The organism is Streptomyces sp. NPDC048504, assembly GCF_043200035.1.
Lineage (GTDB): Bacteria > Actinomycetota > Actinomycetes > Streptomycetales > Streptomycetaceae > Streptomyces.
Map to the genome: position 1 here is coordinate 34,639 of NZ_JBICXA010000027.1, position 16,228 is coordinate 50,866.

A 16,228-nucleotide genomic window follows, 5' to 3' on the forward strand; every position below is an offset into this window, starting at 1 on the left:
TGACCGCACGGTCACCGCCCCTCTTTGTGTCTGCCGTAACTCCGTTGTACGCCGTATAGGAACTGTTCTACGGTGTACAGCATGCCGACTTCCTCAGACCCTCAGGGCCTTCAGGGCCACCCCCAGCGCTGGATCGTCCTCGGAGTCATCTGCCTCGCGCAGCTCACCGTGCTGCTCGACAACACCGTCCTGAACGTCGCGATCCCCTCGCTCACCCGCGAACTCGGCGCCGGTACCGCCGACATCCAGTGGATGATCAACGCGTACTCGCTGGTCCAGTCCGGCCTGCTGCTCACCGCGGGCAGCGCGGCCGACCGGTACGGCCGAAAGAAGATGCTGATCGCGGGGCTCGTGCTGTTCGGCGTGGGTTCGCTGGTCGCCGGACTCGCCCAGTCCACCGGGCAGTTGATCGCCGCGCGGGCCGGCATGGGCGTCGGCGGGGCGCTGCTCATCACGACCACGCTCGCCGTCGTGATGCAGATCTTCAGCCCCGAGGAACAGCCGCGGGCCATCGGCATCTGGGCCGCGGTCAACGCGCTCGGCTTCGCGACCGGTCCGCTCCTCGGCGGCTTCATGCTGAACCACTTCTGGTGGGGCGCGATCTTCCTGATCAACATCCCGGTCGCGGCACTCGCGCTGGTCGCGGCGGTTGTCCTGGTCCCCGAGTCGAAGAACCCGCGTGGCGACCGCCCCGACCTCCTCGGCGCCCTGCTCTCCACCGTCGGCATGGCAGCGCTGGTCTACGCGATCATCTCCGGCCCGGCGCACGGCTGGACGTCCGGGCGGGTGCTGCTCACGGTGGCGGCGGCGGTCGTGGTCCTCGCGGCCTTCGCGTACTGGGAGAACCGGGTCCCGTACCCGATGCTCGACCTGGACTTCTTCCGCGACCGCCGCTTCACGGGCGCGGTCACCGGGGTCGTCCTCATCACCTTCGGCATGGCCGGCTCGCTGTTCCTCCTCACCCAGCACCTCCAATTCGTCCTCGGATACGGCCCGTTGGAGGCGGGTGTCCGTACGGCGCCGCTCGCTCTGGTGATCGTCGCGCTCAACTTCTCGGGGGTGGCGGCGAAGTGGACGGCGAAGCTTGGCGCTCCGCGGGCCATCGGGCTGGGGATGGTGTTGATGTCGGCGGGGCTGGTGTCGATCGCGTCACTTGCCACCGGCGGGTATGCGGGGACCTTGGTGGGGCTGGTGCTGATCGGGGCGGGGGCGGCGATCGCCAATCCGGCGATGGCTCACGCGATCATGAGTGCGATTCCTCCGGAGAAGGCGGGGGTTGGGGCGGGCGTCAATGGAACGTTGGGGGAGTTCGGGAACGGGTTGGGGGTCGCGGTGTTGGGGGCGGTGCTGAGTTCTCGGTTCGCGGCGGTGTCCCTGCCGGTCGGCTTGGCGGCGGCGTCGTCGGCTGAGGAGAGGAGGAAGGTGACCGATTCCTTCTCTGCCGGGCTGGAGGTCAGTCAGTTGGTGGGCGCGGTTGCTGTCTTGACCGGGGGGTTGCTTGCTGCGGCGTTGTTGTGGCGGGCGGAGCGGGCAGACTCGGGGGTGGTGGTCGTTCAGTAGCGGCTGCGGGTGCGTTGTGGCTGGTCGCGCAGTTCCCCGCGCCCCTAAATACAGTGGCCCGGGACTGACATGCTGAGGAAGGTTCGTCATGGCCAAGACATCGCCGCCGTCAGGGCGTTCCGCGCGCACCAGTGTCTGGCTTGAGACGAAGACACGCCGGAGCGGGCGCGGCGGCGGAGGCCAACCCGGCCTCGACCGCACCCGCATCACCGAAGTCACCGTACGGCTGCTGGACGCCGAGGGCCTGGCCAAGTTCTCCATGCGGAGGCTCGCGGCCGAGCTGAACGTGACGGCGATGTCCGTCTACTGGTACGTCGACACCAAGGACGATCTCCTCGAACTCGCCCTGGACGCCGTCTTCGGGGAGTTGCGGTTGCCCGATCCGGAGGCCGAGGGCCAGGACTGGCGGGACCAACTCCGCATGCTGGCAACGGAGTACAGGGCTCTGCTGGTCAGGCACGCCTGGCTGTCGCCGGTCGCCGGTACCTTCCTCAACATCGGGCCGAACTCGCTCGCGTTCTCCCGTGTCGTACAGCGCGTGATCCGGCGAACCGGGCTGCCGGAGCACGGCCTGACGGGGGCGATCTCGGCGGTCTTCCAGTTCGTGTACGGCTACGGCACGATCGAGGGTCACTTCTTCGCCCGCGTCGCCGACACCGGGATGACCCCCGACGACTACTTCCGGCACGCCATGACCACGTTCGACGGGGCCCCGACGACCGCCGAGGTCGTGCAGGAGTCCAAGAAACTCATGGCGGCCCGGGGCGGCGACACGGTCGCGGAGATGATGAACCGGGACTTCACCTTCGCCTTGGACCTGCTGGTGGCGGGGATCGAGGCGATGGTCGAGCGTGAAAAATAGCCCGTTGGGGGTCTGGGGGCGGAGCCCCCAGCACCACCTCAGCCCTCTACGAGCCGCGCGGGGAAGCCACCGGTGGCAACCGGTCCCCACTTCTCAGGCGTGACCCGGATGATCGACTTCCCCTGCTTCACCATCGCCGCCCGGTACTCGTCCCAGTCCGGATGCTCCCCCGAGATGTTCCGGAAGTACTCGACGAGCGGCTCCACGGACTCCGGCGAGTCGATGACCTCGGCGGTGCCGTCGATCTGGACCCACGGCCCGTTCCACTCGTCGCTCAGGATGATCAGGCTGACCCGCGGATCACGCTTGGCGTTGCGGGTCTTGGCGCGCTCGGGGTAGGTCGAGACGACGATCCGCCCCGAGTCGTCGACCCCGCAGGTCAGCGGCGAACCCTGCGGGCTGCCGTCCGCCCTGCGGGTCAGCAGGATCGCCCGATGCCGGGGCCGTACGAAGTCCAGCAGCTCGTCCAGGGACACAGAGGTGTTGCTCGCGATGTTCGAAGCCATACGGCCAGCCTAGGCGCAGCCCACCCCGTCACGCCTGCGGCAGCGACTCCCCCTGCACCGCCTGGACGTCCAGCTCGACCCGGAGTGTCGTACCGATCGCGGCGATGCCCGCCTGGACGACCTGGTTGTAGTTCATCGCGAAGTCCTCGCGGTGCAGTTCCGTGGTCGCCCGGAACGCGGCGCGCGTGCCGCCCCAGGGGTCGGCTCCGGTGCCGAGGTAGGCGAGGTCCAGGTCGACGGGTCGTACGACACCGTGGAGGGTCAGCTCGCCGGAGGCCGTCCAGCGGTCGGAACCGGCCGGGGTGAGGCCCGTGGAGCGGTAGGTGATCTCCGGGTAGCGGGCCACGTCCAGGAAGTCCGGGGAGCGCAGGTGGTCGTCGCGCATGCCGTTCCCCGTGTCGATGGACTGGGCCCGGATGACCGCCTCCACACGGGACTTGGCGATGTCGTCGGGCGCGATCTCGACCGTGGCCGCGAAGTCGGTGAAACGGCCGCGCACGCTGGAGATGCCCAGGTGCTGGGCGACCGCGCCGACCGTGGAGTGGGCGGGGTCGACCGTCCACGGCCCGGGCGGCGGCAACTCCGTACCGCCCTGCCGCGCCAGCGTCACCGTGCCGACCTCGGCCCGCCCGCTCGCGGTGACGATCGCGGTGGCGGCGGCGGGCGCGTACCCGACGGCCGTCACGATCACGGTGTACGGCCCGGGGGTCATCGGATTCGGATCCCGTACGGCCCCCTCCGCGTCCGCCTCGGCCCGCAGCACCTGTGCCCCGGTCATGTCGGTCACCGTGACGACCGCGTGCGACACGGCCCATCCGTCGCGGGTACGGATCTTCGCGGTCAGTCCCATGTCCCTCTAACTCCTTGCCGTACAGCGGTAATTCGGTGCGAACGGGTCCGGCCCGTGGGGTGTGCCTCCGCTCGGGACACACTCCACGGGCCGGGGTAGGTGGGTGAACTACTCGCCGGGGTGGGCGAGTTCGATGTCGTGGCCGTCGGCTCCGCGGCCGTTCACCGTGAGGGCGGTCGCGACCGGCGGGTAACCCGTCGCGATCACCGTGTACTCGCCGCCGCTCAGGTCGGTGAAGGCGTACGCCCCGTCCGAACCGGTGGTGGCGGTGCCGACCACGTTGCCCGCCGCGTCCACGAGGGTGACGCGGGCGTCGGCGAGCGGGCCGTGCGGGGCGCGGACGACGCCCTGGACCTGGGCGCCGGAGTCGAGGTCGATCTCGACCCGGGTGACGCCCGTGCCGCCGACCTCGACGGGCAGCGCGCGCGGCCGGTACCCGGCGGCGTTCACCGCGACGGTCACGGCCCCCGGCACCAGCTCGGCGAACGCGAACTCGCCCTGCTCACCGGTGACTCCGGTGGAGAGGAGGTCGCCGCGCACGTCTGTCACGATGACCATCGCGTCCTTGACGGGCAGCCCGGTCTCGGCCGCCCGGACGAGCCCGTTCAGACCGCTGGTGCCGCTGAGCAGGACGTCGTAGGAGACCGGCTCCTGGCCGTTGACGACGACCGTGGACGCCTGCGGCTGGAAGCCGTCGGCGGAGGCGATCAGGACGTACGAGCCGACGCTCGGCGCGGCCAGCGCGTAGGAGCCGTCAGCCTGCGTGACCGAGCGGCCCAACTGGCGTCCCCCGAGGGAGATCAGGGTGACGGCGGCCTGCGGGACGGGCGCGCTCTCGGCGCCGCGGACGAAGCCGCGAAGGGGAGTTCCACTGGACACGGGTGCGGTCTCCTCCCTGGCCACCGTGGCTACGGCGGCGAGTTGCCGGGTGCCTTCGATGCCGGTCTGGGGTTGTGGCTGTGTCTCGGGAGTCTCGGCGGCGTCGTCGTCGGCGGCCTGGGCCAGTGCGCCCTTGGTCCGCAGGGGGACCTCCTTGATGAACAGGGTGATGACGAAGGCGAGGAAGGCCAGGCAGGCGGCGATGAGGTAGACGTCACCGATGGCATGGCCGTAGGAACTCTCCATGAGGGTGCGCAGTGGCGCCGGCAGCTTGTCAAGGTCCGGGATGCTGCTGGTGGAGCTGGAACCGGACGCCAGGGAGGCGTACTTGGGGCCGAGGTCGGGCAGGCCGTCCTTGACGTAGTCGGTGATCTTGGTGGCCATGACGGCGCCCAGTGCCGAGACACCGACGGCACCGCCGAGAGACCGGAAGAACGTCACCGTGGAGCTGGCCGAGCCCAGGTCGGACGGGGCCACCTGGTTCTGCGTGGACAGCACCAGGTTCTGCATCATCATGCCGATGCCGAGACCCAGCAGCGCCATGAAGATGGCCGTCTTCCAGTAGTCGGTGTCGTAGCGGATGGTGCTCAGCAGGCCGAGGCCCGCGGTGATCAGCACACCGCCGCTGACCAGCCACACCTTCCACCTGCCGGTGCGGGTGATGAACTGTCCGGAGACGGTGGAGGAGAGGAACAGGCCGCCGATCATCGGGATGGTCAGCACGCCCGACATCGTCGGGGACTTGTCGCGGGCCAGCTGGAAGTACTGGCTGAAGAAGACCGTGCCGGAGAACATCGCGACACCCACGAAGAGCGAGGCGATCGACGACAGGGTGATGGTGCGGTTGCGGAACAGGCGCAGCGGGATGATCGGCTCACTGGCCTTCGACTCGACCAGGAGGAAGATCAGGCCGAGCACGACCGAGCCGCCGACCATCGCGCCGGTCTGCCAGGACATCCAGTCGTACTTGTCACCGGCGAAGGTGACCCAGACCAGCAGCAGCGAGACCGCGGCGGCGACGAAGAACGCGCCGGCCCAGTCGACCTTCACGTCCCGCTTCACGACCGGCAGGTGCAGGGTCTTCTGCAGCATGATCAGCGCGATGACCGCGAAGGGCACGCCGACGTAGAAGCACCAGCGCCAGCCGAGCCACGAGGTGTCGGTGATCACACCGCCGAGCAGCGGGCCGCCGACGGTCGCGACCGCGAAGGTCGCGCCGAGGTAGCCGGAGTAACGGCCCCGCTCGCGCGGGGAGATCATCGCAGCCATCACGATCTGCGCGAGGGCTGACAGACCGCCCACGCCGATGCCCTGGACGACACGGCAGGCGATCAGCATGCCGGCGTTCTGCGACAGACCCGCGGCGGCCGAGCCCAGGACGTAGACGACCAGGGCTATCTGTACGAGCGCCTTCTTGCTGTACAGGTCGGAGAGCTTGCCCCACAGGGGCGTGGTCGCGGTCATGGAGAGCAGCGAGGCGGTGACGACCCAGGTGTAGGCGGACTGGCCGCCGCCGAGGTCGCCGATGATCTTCGGGAGGGCGTTCGTGACGATCGTCGACGACAGGATCGCGACGAACATTCCGAGCAGCAGCCCGGAGAGCGCCTCCATGATCTGCCGGTGCGTCATCGGAGCGCCGTCGGGGGACGGTCCTCCGTGCTTGGCGTGAGCCCGCACACCGGCTGGTGTGGTCGTTGCCATGGGCTTCCTTTTCTTCCGTGCTTATGCGGGTGTACGGGTGGTGTGTTCGAGTTCGTGGTGGGGGGAGTGGGGGGTCATGGGGCGGGGTGGCGCGGTACGGCAGTCGCCGAAGCTCGCCCGCAGCCGGGTCATCAGCTGGATCAGCTGGCCGACCTCCTCGTCGCTCCAGTCGCTCAGCCGGTCGGCGAGCAACTGGGCGGTCCGCCGGGACAGTTCGTCCACCTGGGCCCGGCCGCCGGGGGTGAGCCGCAGGATGCGGGAGCGTTTGTCGGCGGGGTCGGGGGACCGTTCGATCCAGCCCCGGTCGACGACGTGCGCGACGTGGCGGCTGGTTACGGACATGTCGACGGAGAGCAGCTCCGCGAGCTTGCTCATACGCATGTCGCCGTACCGGTCGAGCAGGGTCAGTACGGCCGCGGAGCCGCCGGGACAGTCGGACGGCATGATCCGCCCCAACTCCCTGCGTACGGCGCCGAAGGCACTGAACTGACGCATCAGCTCCTCGTACTGCGTCCGCTCGGCCATCACACCTCCCATGTTCGTGCCATGTTCGTTGCTTGGGGCAACCATAAGAGACTAAGAGAGGTTGGTTGCTACAGGCAAATAAAACGGGGAGGCCCGGCATAAAAAGTTGGCAAAGGCAAGTGTTGCGGTATGTAAACCCGCAGGTGGAAAAGGATGTCCGAGGCCCCGCACTTGGGTGTCACCCGGGGATTCGCTAGTGTCTCGGCCCATGGCAAACACCCAGGGCCCCGAGGGCAACTACGACCCCGCCGGCAGCACCCAGATGTTCCGTGCCTTCGTCGACGAGACCCCACAGGGCGGCCGGCCCCAGGCCGCGCCCACGGCCTCGGCCGGACCCCGCGTCGGCCTGATCGTCGGCGTCGTCGTCGCCGTGCTGGTCGTGGCGGCGGTGGCCTACCTGGCCTTCATGTAACACCGACCGCTCTACCTGCACGCGGTGGTCTACCGCTCCGGCTCCAAGGGGAACCGGTAGACCGTCGACTCCCGGACCCGGAACCCGAGCCGCTCGTACAGCCGGTTCGCTGCGGCGCGGCACCGCTCCGCTGGAGGAGCCGGGATCTGCCGTCAATCGTCTGCGGCGCCGTCGTGGCTGGTCGCGCAGTTCCCCGCGCCCCTTTGGGGCGCTGCCGCCTAGAGCCATACGACCGACACGTCCCGCGTCTCGATGTGCATCCCCAGTGGTACGCGCCACGCGTCGACGCACACGGTCCAGGTGTGGTCCTTGCGTGCGTGGGCCGCGATCGGCGCGGGAAGCGGCTCGGTCGAGGCGATCGTCGCCCAGTCGATGCCGAGGGCCCCGATGATGTGCGTCCCGAACGTCACCGTGCCCGAACGCACCGCCGTACCGCCGGAGTTGCGGAAGCTCAGGGTGACGTCCTCGCACCACCGCTGGTCCGTGGCCTTGCGTACGGGGTCGCCCCAGGTGAGGGCAGCGGGGGTGACGGGAGCCGCCGTACGGACGGCAGTTGGGGTCGGCGACGGTGAATGCGCGCTGCTACGGCCGGACTTGGCGCCCGTGGGGGAGGAGGCCGCCGGGGTGGGCGTGGTGGACGCCGGTGCCGGGCTGGTCGCTGTTCCTGAAGTCCCGGTCGAGGCAGGGGACTTCGGGGCGTCGAGCGGCACCAGCGTGACGCTTCCGGTCGGGCGTACCGCCGTAGTGGACGGGTGGGGCGGGCCGATCGCCACGTAGCCGTCGCCGGTGTCTCCGCACGCGGTCAGTGTTACGCAGACGACGGCCGCCGACGCGCCCAACAGGGCGCCTCGGCGGCCAGCTGTCCATGTCGAACGAGGCATCGCGCCATGGTGGCTGACACTCCGTCAAATAGGAACCCTCGTGACCCTGTTGGGGTCAGTCCGAGATCAGGCCCTCGCGGAGGGTCGAGAGGGTGCGGGTCAGCAGCCGGGAGACGTGCATCTGGGAGATGCCGACCTCCTCGCCGATCTGCGACTGGGTCATGTTGGCGAAGAAGCGCAGCATGATGATCCGGCGCTCACGGGGCGGGAGCTTGGCGAGCAGCGGCTTGAGCGACTCGCGGTACTCCACGCCTTCCAGAGCCGTGTCCTCGTAGCCGAGGCGGTCGGCCAGGGAGCCCTCGCCGCCGTCGTCCTCGGGGGCCGGGGAGTCGAGCGAGGAGGCGGTGTACGCATTGCCGACCGCGAGGCCGTCGACGACGTCCTCCTCGGACACGCCCAGTACCGCGGCGAGTTCGGGGACGGTCGGCGACCGGTCCAGCTTCTGGGAGAGCTCGTCGCTGGCCTTCGTCAGGGCCAGCCGCAGCTCCTGCAGGCGCCGCGGGACGCGCACCGACCACGACGTGTCGCGGAAGAAGCGCTTGATCTCGCCCACGACGGTCGGCATCGCGAACGTCGGGAACTCCACCCCGCGTTCGCAGTCGAAGCGGTCGATCGCCTTGATCAGGCCGATCGTGCCGACCTGGACGATGTCCTCCATCGGCTCGTTGCGGGAGCGGAAACGCGCGGCGGCGTAGCGCACCAGCGGGAGGTTGAGCTCGATGAGGGTGTCCCTGACGTAACCACGCTCGGGGCTGTTCTCGTCGAGTGCGGCGAGCCGCAGGAAGAGGGAGCGGGACAGGGTGCGGGTGTCGATGGCTCCCGTGGTCGGGAGGGCCGGGGCCGGTACGGCGGGTACGGCCTCAAGGACCGTAACGGCGTCGAGTGCGGGCTCAGCGTCGCTCTTGGTGAGCGTGAGCACCTTCGAGCTGCCCTGGTCTGCGGACATGCCACCCCCTTTGGGTCGCGGGACGGTCGCGGCGATCGCCCCCGTCTGGGGAGCGGTGCCTTCACCTGAATACCGGAGCCGGAGCCACGGCAAACGCGCTTCCCGCAGAATGTCACATGTCGGCAACACGCTGTAGTGACATGTCGACATGTCTGTGACGAATCAGCCCTGGAAACAGGGGGTCTGACGGCTTTTCAGCGCAGAACTGTCGGGAAAGGGCCCTGTGAGCGATTCGTTCGTACCGGTGACAGCTCGCTCGGGCTTTCGGTTATGTCCGGGTACGGCTGCCGCTATGGGTTCCGATACGGCTCCCGCCGCGGCTTCTACGCCTCGATGCGGTTGGCGGAGCGCAGCCGCTGGAAGCTGCGCGCGAGGAGCCGGGAGACGTGCATCTGGGAGACTCCGAGCTCCGCGCTGATCTGCGACTGGGTGAGGTTGCTGTAGTAGCGCAGCAGCAGGATCCGCTGTTCCCGCTCGGGGAGTTGGACGAGGAGATGGCGGACGAGGTCGCGGTGTTCCACGCCGTCCAGGGCCGGGTCCTCGTAGCCGAGGCGGTCGAGCAGGCCGGGCAGTCCGTCGCCCTCCTGGGCGGCCTCCAGGGAGGTCGCGTGGTACGACCGGCCGGCCTCGATGCAGGACAGCACCTCGTCCTCGCCGATGCGCAGCCGCTCGGCGATCTCACCGGTGGTCGGAGTGCGCCCGAAGGCGGTCGTCAGATCCTCGGTCGCCGCGTTGACCTGCACCCACAACTCGTGCAGCCGGCGCGGGACATGGACCGTGCGGACGTTGTCACGGAAGTACCGCTTGATCTCGCCGATGACGGTCGGCATCGCGAACGTCGGGAACTGCACGCCCCGGTCCGGGTCGAAGCGGTCGATGGCGTTGATCAGACCGATGGTGCCGACCTGGACGACGTCCTCCATCGGCTCGTTGCGGGAGCGGAAACGCGCGGCGGCGTAGCGCACGAGCGGGAGATTCGCCTCGATGAGCGCCCCGCGCACCCGGTTGTGCTCCGGCGTACCCGGCTGGAGCCCCTTGAGCTGGCCGAAGAGCACCTGGGTGAGGGCCCGGGTGTCCGCGCCGCGGCTGCGCGGCGGAGCGGCTGCCACGGGGGGCTGGGCGGGCGCCTCGTCCTGGGGCGGCGCTGTACTGGCCGACACGGTCAACGCCACACCTCTTCAATAGGTCAACTCATCCGTCAAAAGCGGTCATAGCATCACAAGACATGTGCACTGTGTGCAAGCACCGCCTAATACCGTGTTATGCCGTGTTGGGCAACAAAAGCCCCCTGCCGTGAGGGCAGGGGGCTCTGTGGAAGGCTGTCCGGGGTGCGCTCAGAACTCGTAGTCGGCGACGATCCACGTGGCGAACTCGCGCCACAGCGCGACACCGGCCTGGTGCGCGGGATGCTCGATGTACCGCTTCAGGGCGTCGGGGTCGTCGACCGCCGAGTTGATCGCGAAGTCGTAGGCGATGGGGCGGTCGCTGATGTTCCAGCCCAGCTCCCAGAAGCGCAGTTCCTCGATCAGGTCGCCGAGCGGGCGGAAGGCCTCGACGCCGGCCACGATGCGCGGGTCGTCGCGCTCGACGCCTTCGTCGAGCTTGAAGAGGACGAGGTGGCGGATCATCTGCGCGCTCCTGGTGGGTAGTCGGCTACTGCGCCCCGTCGGCCAGCCAGGTCATGAAGTCGCCGATGGCCTTCGCGGCGTCCGATATGCCCTCGAAGCCTATCTGGACGTAGTCCGCCGCCTTGGACGGGTCTGTGATGATCACATACAGCGCGAAGACCACGAGCAAGTAGACAACGACCTTCTTGGCGTTCACCGCCATCGCGGCCTCCCCTGTGACTTCGTGCCCGTGGGCCCCCTGTTGCCGGCGGTGAGTGTAACCTTCATGGCCGCTTTTGGATCAACGCACGAAGGGCCCCGTCTTTCGACGGGGCCCTTCAGAAGCGGTAGCGGAGGGATTTGAACCCTCGGTGACTTGCGCCACACTCGCTTTCGAGGCGAGCTCCTTCGGCCGCTCGGACACGCTACCGAGAGAGACCTTACAACAAGGTGGGGCGTGGTTTGAAATCGGTAATCGGAGGCCTGCCGGCGGCTCTGCTACCGGTCCCGGAAGAACTCCGTGAGCAGGCGCGCGCACTCGTCCGCGAGGACGTCTCCGATCACCTCGGGGCGGTGGTTGAGCCGCCGGTCGCGTACGACGTCGAAGAGCGAGCCGGCCGCGCCGGCCTTCTCGTCGCGGGCGCCGTAGACGACCCGGTCCACCCGGGACTGCACCAGAGCGCCGGCGCACATCGTGCAGGGTTCGAGGGTGACGACGAGTGTGCAGCCCGAGAGCCGCCACTCGCCGAGACGGGCGGCGGCTCGCCGGATCGCGAGGATCTCGGCGTGCGCCGTCGGATCGCCGGTGGCCTCGCGTTCGTTGTGTCCGGTGGCGAGCACGGTCGTACCGTCCGGGGACAGCACGACCGCGCCGACCGGGACGTCGCCGCCCCGGGCGGCCGCTCCGGCCTCGTCCAGGGCGAGCCGCATCGCGGCCCGCCAGCGGTCGCGTATCGGGTCCCAAGGCCCTTCTGTGCGTGCTGTGGTCAGCGGACGGTCTCCAGGACCTCCGAGGCCCCCAGGGCCTCGGCGATGGAACTCAGCGCGTCGTCCGCGTCGAGGAGCCGCAGCTCCTTCTCGCCGACGCCCAGGTCGTCCAGGATCTGGCTGTCACCGACAGGGCTGTGCGGAACGGCCTCGGCCGAGGAGGTGCCGTCCTCGTCGTCCTCCTCGGTGTCACCGTCCTCGGTGCCGTCGAGGTCGAGGGAGTCCAGATCGACGACATCGTCGTCGTCCGGATCCCGTCCGAGCAGCTCGTCGGTGAGCAGGATCTCGCCGTACGAGCTGCGTGCGGCGGCAGCTGCGTCCGAGACGTAGATCCGAGGGTCGTCCTCGCCGTCGATGCGGACGACGCCGAACCAGGCGTCCTCCTGCTCGATGAGCACCAGCACCGTGTCGTCCTCGGGCGAGGCTTCACGGGCCAGTTCGGCCAGATCCGACAGGCTCTCGACATCGTCGAGCTCTGTGTCGCTCGCTTCCCACCCGTCTTCGGTGCGCGCGAGCAGTGCGGCGAAGTACACCGTGACTCTCCCACTGGTCATAGGTGTGCCGGTTGGGGGTCCCCCCGGCGGAGGCTGCGGGCGGGGAGAGCTCGTGCTCCGAGCCCCACCCACTCGGAATCGTGGCAGAAACAAGGCGTTCAGGGGACGTCTTCGGCTCCCTGTGTCCGCCCGTTTTGATCGACCACCAGCGGGATCGTACGCGGCGATCGCCGTGCACACGCACCCGGTTGGGCTTACAAAGTGCTGTGAGACAGGCCTCAACTACCAGCGGAACGTGCGCATACGCATGGCGTGGCGCAGCCGGGCGGCCTTGGCGCGGCGGGGCTGGACCCGGTCGCGCAGCTCGCGCGCCTCGGTCAGCTCGCGCAGGAACTGGGCCCGGCGCCGCCTGCGCTCGGCATCGCTCTCCGGGCTGTCGTGCTGTGACGGGTCCTTGTGGGACTCACGGTCAGGCATCGGTTCACCACCCCGTTCCGTCCCTCCCACTTTCCCCCGGACGGGCGGTTTGATGCCAGCGCGAGCAGGCACGGAGCGGCGGCTACTGTTGTGGACATGCGTCTCCACGTCGTCGACCACCCCCTGGTCGCCCACAAGCTCACCACGCTGCGCGACCGGCGCACCGACTCCGCGACCTTCCGCCGCCTCGCCGACGAGCTGGTCACCCTGCTCGCCTACGAGGCCACGCGCGACGTGCGCACCGAACAGGTCGACATCACGACGCCGGTCTCCCCGACCACCGGCGTCAAGCTGTCCTACCCGCGCCCGCTGGTCGTGCCGATCCTGCGAGCCGGCCTCGGCATGCTGGACGGCATGGTCCGGCTGCTGCCCTCCGCCGAGGTGGGCTTCATGGGCATGGTGCGCAACGAGGAGACCCTCCAGGCCTCCACGTACGCCACGCGCATGCCGGAGGACCTCTCCGGTCGCCAGGTGTACGTCCTCGACCCGATGCTGGCCACCGGCGGCACCCTGGTCGCGGCGATCCGCGAACTGATCAAGCGCGGCGCCGACGACGTGACCGCCGTAGTGCTGCTCGCCGCCCCCGAGGGCGTCGAGGTCATGGAGCGCGAGCTCGCGGGCACCCCGGTGACGGTCGTGACGGCCTCGGTCGACGAGCGCCTGAACGAGCACGGCTACATCGTCCCGGGCCTCGGCGACGCGGGCGACCGCCTGTACGGCGCGGCCGAGTAGCACCGGGCAGACCTCGGCCGACACCCGGTCAACACCCGATTCCCGTACGGCTCTTACTCGCCGTACGGGAGTTTTCGTACGCCCTTTTCCACGGCTCTACGACCGTTCCCGTACGGCTACGAGCAGCTCTTCGGTGTCGCGGTGGCCGTCGGCTCGGGTCCGGACAGGGCGGCCAGGGCCTTGTCGGCGGCCGCCTTCGCCGTGAGGTTCTTGAAGGCGGTGCCGATGACGAGGTCGATCGCGGTGCCCTTGCGGGTGGCCTCGGTGCGGCGCTCGGCGCCGGTGAGCTGGGTGGCGAGGACGGGCAGCGAGGTGTCGAGGGCGGAGGCGGGGCCGAGCAGGACGCCGGTGCCCTTGACCTTCTTGTCCCACTGCGCGGACGCGTTGCCCACGTCACCGATCTTGAAGCCGCGCTTCTCGAGTTCGTCGGCGGTCGACTTGGCGAGGCCGCTGCGGGGCGTGGCGTTGTAGACGTTCACGGTGATCTGGGCGGGCTTCGGCACGGCGGAGCCGGTGCTCGTGCCCGTGCTCGCCGAGGGGCTCGCCTTGGTCGCGCAGTCGGCCTTGGGACCGGCCGCCGCGGCCTGCTTGCCGCCACCGGTGAAGACGTCGATGAGCTGCAACGTGCCCCACCCGCCCACACCCAGTACGGCGACGGACGCGACCACCATGAGGACGAGCCTCCCGCGGCGCCGCGGACGGCGCATACGCGGGTATTTGTCCCCCGTGATCCGGTACTGGCCGCCCATGCCTGGGGGAGTCAGCATGCTCATGAGCGCAGCGTAGTGCGCCCGGGCGACGATGCCTACTAGATGATCATTCGACAGCGCCGAGACCAACCCGAAAGGGTCAACACCGAACGGGTCCGGTGCTAGTCCAGCTCAAGCACGCGTGCGTGGAGCACCTGGCGCTGTTGCAGCGCGGCGCGGACCGCGCGGTGCAGGCCGTCCTCCAGGTAAAGGTCGCCCTGCCACTTCACGACGTGCGCGAAGAGGTCGCCGTAGAAGGTCGAGTCCTCGGCGAGGAGCGTTTCCAGGTCGAGCTGGCCCTTGGTCGTCACGAGCTGATCGAGGCGGACCGGGCGCGGCGCGACATCCGCCCACTGCCGGGTGCTCTCCCGGCCGTGGTCGGGGTACGGCCGGCCGTTTCCGATGCGCTTGAAGATCACACGGAAAGCCTACCGGTCATGACGTTCCGGGCGCAGCCATGGAGACGGAGTGCGACGCTGGAAAAGATGCCGTAAAGCCGGGCAAAACGGGAACAGGGGCCTGATATGAGTGACAGCGAGACGATCGCCGCCGGGTACGCCTTCACAGGACCTGCACTCGACCTGGGCGCCCTGTTGTGGGACGGGGCCTGTCTGCCCGACGCGCAGATCCGCATCCCCCTCCCGATGCTCAACCGCCACGGCCTCGTCGCGGGCGCCACCGGCACCGGCAAGACCAAGACCCTCCAGCTCATCGCCGAGCAGCTATCGGCGCAGGGTGTGCCGGTGTTCCTGGCGGATGTGAAGGGCGATGTGTCGGGCATCTCGGCGCCGGGCGTCACGAACGACAAGGTCGCGGGCAGGGCGGCCGAGGTGAAGCAGCAGTGGACGGCGACCGGCTTCCCGGCCGAGTTCTACGCCCTCGGCGGCATCGGCCACGGCATCCCCGTCCGCGCCACGATCACCGGCTTCGGCCCGATCCTGCTGTCCAAGGTCCTCCAGCTCAACCAGACCCAGGAGCAGTCCCTCGGCCTGATCTTCCACTACGCCGACACCAAGGGCCTGGAGCTGATCGACCTCAAGGACCTGCGGGCGGTCGTCACCTTCCTCACCTCCGACGAGGGCAAGACGGAACTGAAGAACATCGGTGGCCTGTCCACCGCCACGGCCGGCGTGATCCTGCGCTCCCTCACCGCCTTCGAGGCGCAGGGCATGGCCGACTTCTTCGGCGAGCCCGACTTCGACACGAGCGAGCTGCTGCGTACGGTGTCGGACGGCCGGGGCATGGTCTCCGTCCTCGAACTCCCCGCCGTACAGGACAAACCGCAGCTGTTCTCGACCTTCCTGATGTGGATGCTGGCCGACCTCTTCCACGACCTCCCGGAGGTCGGCGACGCCGACAAGCCGAAGCTCGTGTTCTTCTTCGACGAGGCGCATCTGCTCTTCAACGACGCGTCGAAGGCGTTCCTGGACTCCATCACGCAGACCGTCCGCCTCATTCGCTCGAAAGGGGTCGGCGTCTTCTTCGTGACCCAGACCCCGAAGGACGTACCCGGCGACGTCCTGGCCCAGCTCGGCAACCGCGTCCAGCACGCGCTGCGCGCCTTCACCCCGGACGACCAGAAGGCCCTGAAGGCGACGGTGAAAACCTTCCCGAACTCCTCCTACGACCTGGAGGAGATCCTCACGGGCCTGGGCACCGGCGAGGCGGTCGTCACGGTCCTGAGCGAGAACGGCGCCCCGACCCCGGTCGCGGTGACCCGCCTGCGCGCCCCCGAGTCCCTGATGGGCCCGGTCGACGCGGCGAGCCTCGACGCGGCGGTCAAGTCCTCATCCCTCTACGGCCGTTACGCACAGGCTGTGGACCGCGAGTCGGCGTACGAGAAGCTGTCGTCACGCCCTCAGCCGCAGGAGGCACCGAAGCCGGCTGCCAAGTCGGCTCCGAAGCAGGACGAGTCGATGGTCCAACAGGTCGTCGGCAGCGGGATGTTCAAGTCCCTGGCGCGATCGGTCGGCACCCAGATCGGCCGCGAGATCACCCGTTCCCTCTTCGGCACGGCCCGGCGGAAGCGCTAGCCCCCGCCGGTCCGTTCTGCCTACGGC

19 protein-coding genes and 1 tRNA gene are annotated in these 16,228 nt (G+C 69.1%); 5 read left to right on the plus strand and 15 right to left on the minus strand.

What is annotated here, in order from left to right; genetic code table 11:
• Positions 1–81: 81 nt before the first annotated feature.
• Both ACGFY9_RS45775 and ACGFY9_RS45780 read left to right on the plus strand, forming a co-directional pair.
• Positions 82–1,560: an MFS transporter gene (locus tag ACGFY9_RS45775; RefSeq protein ID WP_393764613.1), complete on the plus strand. Its 1,479-nt coding sequence runs from the start codon at positions 82–84 to the stop codon at positions 1,558–1,560.
• Between the two features lie 88 nt (positions 1,561–1,648).
• A complete protein-coding gene (locus ACGFY9_RS45780) occupies positions 1,649–2,422 on the plus strand; it encodes a TetR/AcrR family transcriptional regulator (protein ID WP_393764615.1) in 774 nt (257 codons plus the stop codon).
• A 38-nt stretch (positions 2,423–2,460) separates the two neighbouring features.
• Here the strand turns inward: ACGFY9_RS45780 and ACGFY9_RS45785 are convergent, their stop codons facing one another.
• The 4 genes from ACGFY9_RS45785 to ACGFY9_RS45800 form a co-directional block, all read right to left on the minus strand.
• The gene (locus ACGFY9_RS45785) at positions 2,461–2,928 is read right to left on the minus strand and encodes a PPOX class F420-dependent oxidoreductase (protein ID WP_393764617.1); all 468 of its coding nucleotides are present in this window, start codon (positions 2,926–2,928) and stop codon (positions 2,461–2,463) included.
• A gap of 28 nt (positions 2,929–2,956) precedes the next feature.
• Positions 2,957–3,778: a YceI family protein gene (locus ACGFY9_RS45790; protein ID WP_393764619.1), complete on the minus strand. Its 822-nt coding sequence runs from the start codon at positions 3,776–3,778 to the stop codon at positions 2,957–2,959.
• Between the two features lie 108 nt (positions 3,779–3,886).
• The gene (locus tag ACGFY9_RS45795) at positions 3,887–6,358 is read right to left on the minus strand and encodes an MFS transporter (protein WP_393764621.1); all 2,472 of its coding nucleotides are present in this window, start codon (positions 6,356–6,358) and stop codon (positions 3,887–3,889) included.
• 21 nt (positions 6,359–6,379) lie between these two features.
• On the minus strand, positions 6,380–6,883 hold the full coding sequence (locus ACGFY9_RS45800; RefSeq protein WP_393764623.1) for a MarR family winged helix-turn-helix transcriptional regulator: 504 nt from the start codon (positions 6,881–6,883) through the stop codon (positions 6,380–6,382).
• A gap of 208 nt (positions 6,884–7,091) precedes the next feature.
• Here ACGFY9_RS45800 and ACGFY9_RS45805 point away from each other — a divergent pair, with 208 nt between their 5' ends.
• Positions 7,092–7,295, plus strand: a complete 204-nt coding sequence (locus ACGFY9_RS45805; RefSeq protein WP_033285555.1) for a hypothetical protein — start codon at positions 7,092–7,094, stop codon at positions 7,293–7,295.
• 218 nt (positions 7,296–7,513) lie between these two features.
• On the opposite strand, the gene ACGFY9_RS45810 is transcribed toward ACGFY9_RS45805, so the two are convergent.
• From ACGFY9_RS45810 to ACGFY9_RS45850, 9 genes are all read right to left on the minus strand, one after another.
• Positions 7,514–8,176 (minus strand): hypothetical protein, encoded by a 663-nt coding sequence (locus ACGFY9_RS45810; RefSeq protein ID WP_393764625.1) that lies wholly within the window; start codon positions 8,174–8,176, stop codon positions 7,514–7,516.
• A 55-nt stretch (positions 8,177–8,231) separates the two neighbouring features.
• Positions 8,232–9,122: an RNA polymerase sigma factor SigF gene (locus ACGFY9_RS45815; protein WP_318017339.1), complete on the minus strand. Its 891-nt coding sequence runs from the start codon at positions 9,120–9,122 to the stop codon at positions 8,232–8,234.
• A gap of 323 nt (positions 9,123–9,445) precedes the next feature.
• Complete coding sequence (locus tag ACGFY9_RS45820; protein WP_033285559.1) at positions 9,446–10,294, minus strand: RNA polymerase sigma factor SigF; 849 nt, start codon at positions 10,292–10,294, stop codon at positions 9,446–9,448.
• Positions 10,295–10,456: 162 nt separating this feature from the next.
• Entirely contained in the window at positions 10,457–10,750 is a 294-nt protein-coding gene (locus ACGFY9_RS45825) for a Dabb family protein (RefSeq protein ID WP_393764628.1), read from the minus strand.
• 25 nt (positions 10,751–10,775) lie between these two features.
• Entirely contained in the window at positions 10,776–10,952 is a 177-nt protein-coding gene (locus tag ACGFY9_RS45830) for a hypothetical protein (RefSeq protein WP_393764630.1), read from the minus strand.
• A gap of 122 nt (positions 10,953–11,074) precedes the next feature.
• Positions 11,075–11,159: transfer RNA gene (locus ACGFY9_RS45835), tRNA-Ser, on the minus strand.
• A 68-nt stretch (positions 11,160–11,227) separates the two neighbouring features.
• Entirely contained in the window at positions 11,228–11,659 is a 432-nt protein-coding gene (tadA, locus tag ACGFY9_RS45840) for a tRNA adenosine(34) deaminase TadA (RefSeq protein ID WP_393764632.1), read from the minus strand.
• 56 nt (positions 11,660–11,715) lie between these two features.
• Positions 11,716–12,249: a hypothetical protein gene (locus ACGFY9_RS45845; protein WP_393764748.1), complete on the minus strand. Its 534-nt coding sequence runs from the start codon at positions 12,247–12,249 to the stop codon at positions 11,716–11,718.
• A gap of 243 nt (positions 12,250–12,492) precedes the next feature.
• Positions 12,493–12,687, minus strand: a complete 195-nt coding sequence (locus ACGFY9_RS45850) for a hypothetical protein (protein ID WP_393764634.1) — start codon at positions 12,685–12,687, stop codon at positions 12,493–12,495.
• A gap of 96 nt (positions 12,688–12,783) precedes the next feature.
• On the opposite strand from ACGFY9_RS45850, the gene upp reads away from it, so the two are divergent.
• Positions 12,784–13,419, plus strand: a complete 636-nt coding sequence (upp, locus tag ACGFY9_RS45855) for a uracil phosphoribosyltransferase (RefSeq protein ID WP_393764636.1) — start codon at positions 12,784–12,786, stop codon at positions 13,417–13,419.
• A gap of 116 nt (positions 13,420–13,535) precedes the next feature.
• Here upp and ACGFY9_RS45860 read toward each other — a convergent pair whose 3' ends face one another.
• Positions 13,536–14,168, minus strand: a complete 633-nt coding sequence (locus tag ACGFY9_RS45860; RefSeq protein WP_393764750.1) for a LytR C-terminal domain-containing protein — start codon at positions 14,166–14,168, stop codon at positions 13,536–13,538.
• 122 nt (positions 14,169–14,290) lie between these two features.
• Positions 14,291–14,587 carry a type II toxin-antitoxin system VapB family antitoxin gene (locus ACGFY9_RS45865; RefSeq protein ID WP_003999914.1) on the minus strand — a complete coding sequence of 99 codons (297 nt, stop codon included), beginning with the start codon at positions 14,585–14,587 and terminating at the stop codon, positions 14,291–14,293.
• A gap of 105 nt (positions 14,588–14,692) precedes the next feature.
• On the opposite strand from ACGFY9_RS45865, the gene ACGFY9_RS45870 reads away from it, so the two are divergent.
• Positions 14,693–16,201, plus strand: coding sequence for a helicase HerA-like domain-containing protein (locus ACGFY9_RS45870; RefSeq protein ID WP_393764638.1), 1,509 nt, complete (start codon positions 14,693–14,695; stop codon positions 16,199–16,201).
• Positions 16,202–16,228: the final 27 nt, after the last annotated feature.

Bases quoted from the DNA above. Each gene is read 5' to 3' on its own strand.
- ACGFY9_RS45775 (WP_393764613.1), top strand. From the start codon at position 82: ATGCCGACTTCCTCAGACCCTCAGGGCCTTCAGGGCCACCCCCAGCGC.
- ACGFY9_RS45780 (WP_393764615.1), top strand. From the start codon at position 1,649: ATGGCCAAGACATCGCCGCCGTCAGGGCGTTCCGCGCGCACCAGTGTC.
- ACGFY9_RS45785 (WP_393764617.1), bottom strand. From the start codon at position 2,928: ATGGCTTCGAACATCGCGAGCAACACCTCTGTGTCCCTGGACGAGCTG.
- ACGFY9_RS45790 (WP_393764619.1), bottom strand. From the start codon at position 3,778: ATGGGACTGACCGCGAAGATCCGTACCCGCGACGGATGGGCCGTGTCG.
- ACGFY9_RS45795 (WP_393764621.1), bottom strand. From the start codon at position 6,358: ATGGCAACGACCACACCAGCCGGTGTGCGGGCTCACGCCAAGCACGGA.
- ACGFY9_RS45800 (WP_393764623.1), bottom strand. From the start codon at position 6,883: ATGGCCGAGCGGACGCAGTACGAGGAGCTGATGCGTCAGTTCAGTGCC.
- ACGFY9_RS45805 (WP_033285555.1), top strand. From the start codon at position 7,092: ATGGCAAACACCCAGGGCCCCGAGGGCAACTACGACCCCGCCGGCAGC.
- ACGFY9_RS45810 (WP_393764625.1), bottom strand. From the start codon at position 8,176: ATGCCTCGTTCGACATGGACAGCTGGCCGCCGAGGCGCCCTGTTGGGC.
- ACGFY9_RS45815 (WP_318017339.1), bottom strand. From the start codon at position 9,122: ATGTCCGCAGACCAGGGCAGCTCGAAGGTGCTCACGCTCACCAAGAGC.
- ACGFY9_RS45825 (WP_393764628.1), bottom strand. From the start codon at position 10,750: ATGATCCGCCACCTCGTCCTCTTCAAGCTCGACGAAGGCGTCGAGCGC.
- ACGFY9_RS45830 (WP_393764630.1), bottom strand. From the start codon at position 10,952: ATGGCGGTGAACGCCAAGAAGGTCGTTGTCTACTTGCTCGTGGTCTTC.
- tadA (WP_393764632.1), bottom strand. From the start codon at position 11,659: ATGCGGCTCGCCCTGGACGAGGCCGGAGCGGCCGCCCGGGGCGGCGAC.
- ACGFY9_RS45850 (WP_393764634.1), bottom strand. From the start codon at position 12,687: ATGCCTGACCGTGAGTCCCACAAGGACCCGTCACAGCACGACAGCCCG.
- upp (WP_393764636.1), top strand. From the start codon at position 12,784: ATGCGTCTCCACGTCGTCGACCACCCCCTGGTCGCCCACAAGCTCACC.
- ACGFY9_RS45860 (WP_393764750.1), bottom strand. From the start codon at position 14,168: ATGGGCGGCCAGTACCGGATCACGGGGGACAAATACCCGCGTATGCGC.
- ACGFY9_RS45870 (WP_393764638.1), top strand. From the start codon at position 14,693: ATGAGTGACAGCGAGACGATCGCCGCCGGGTACGCCTTCACAGGACCT.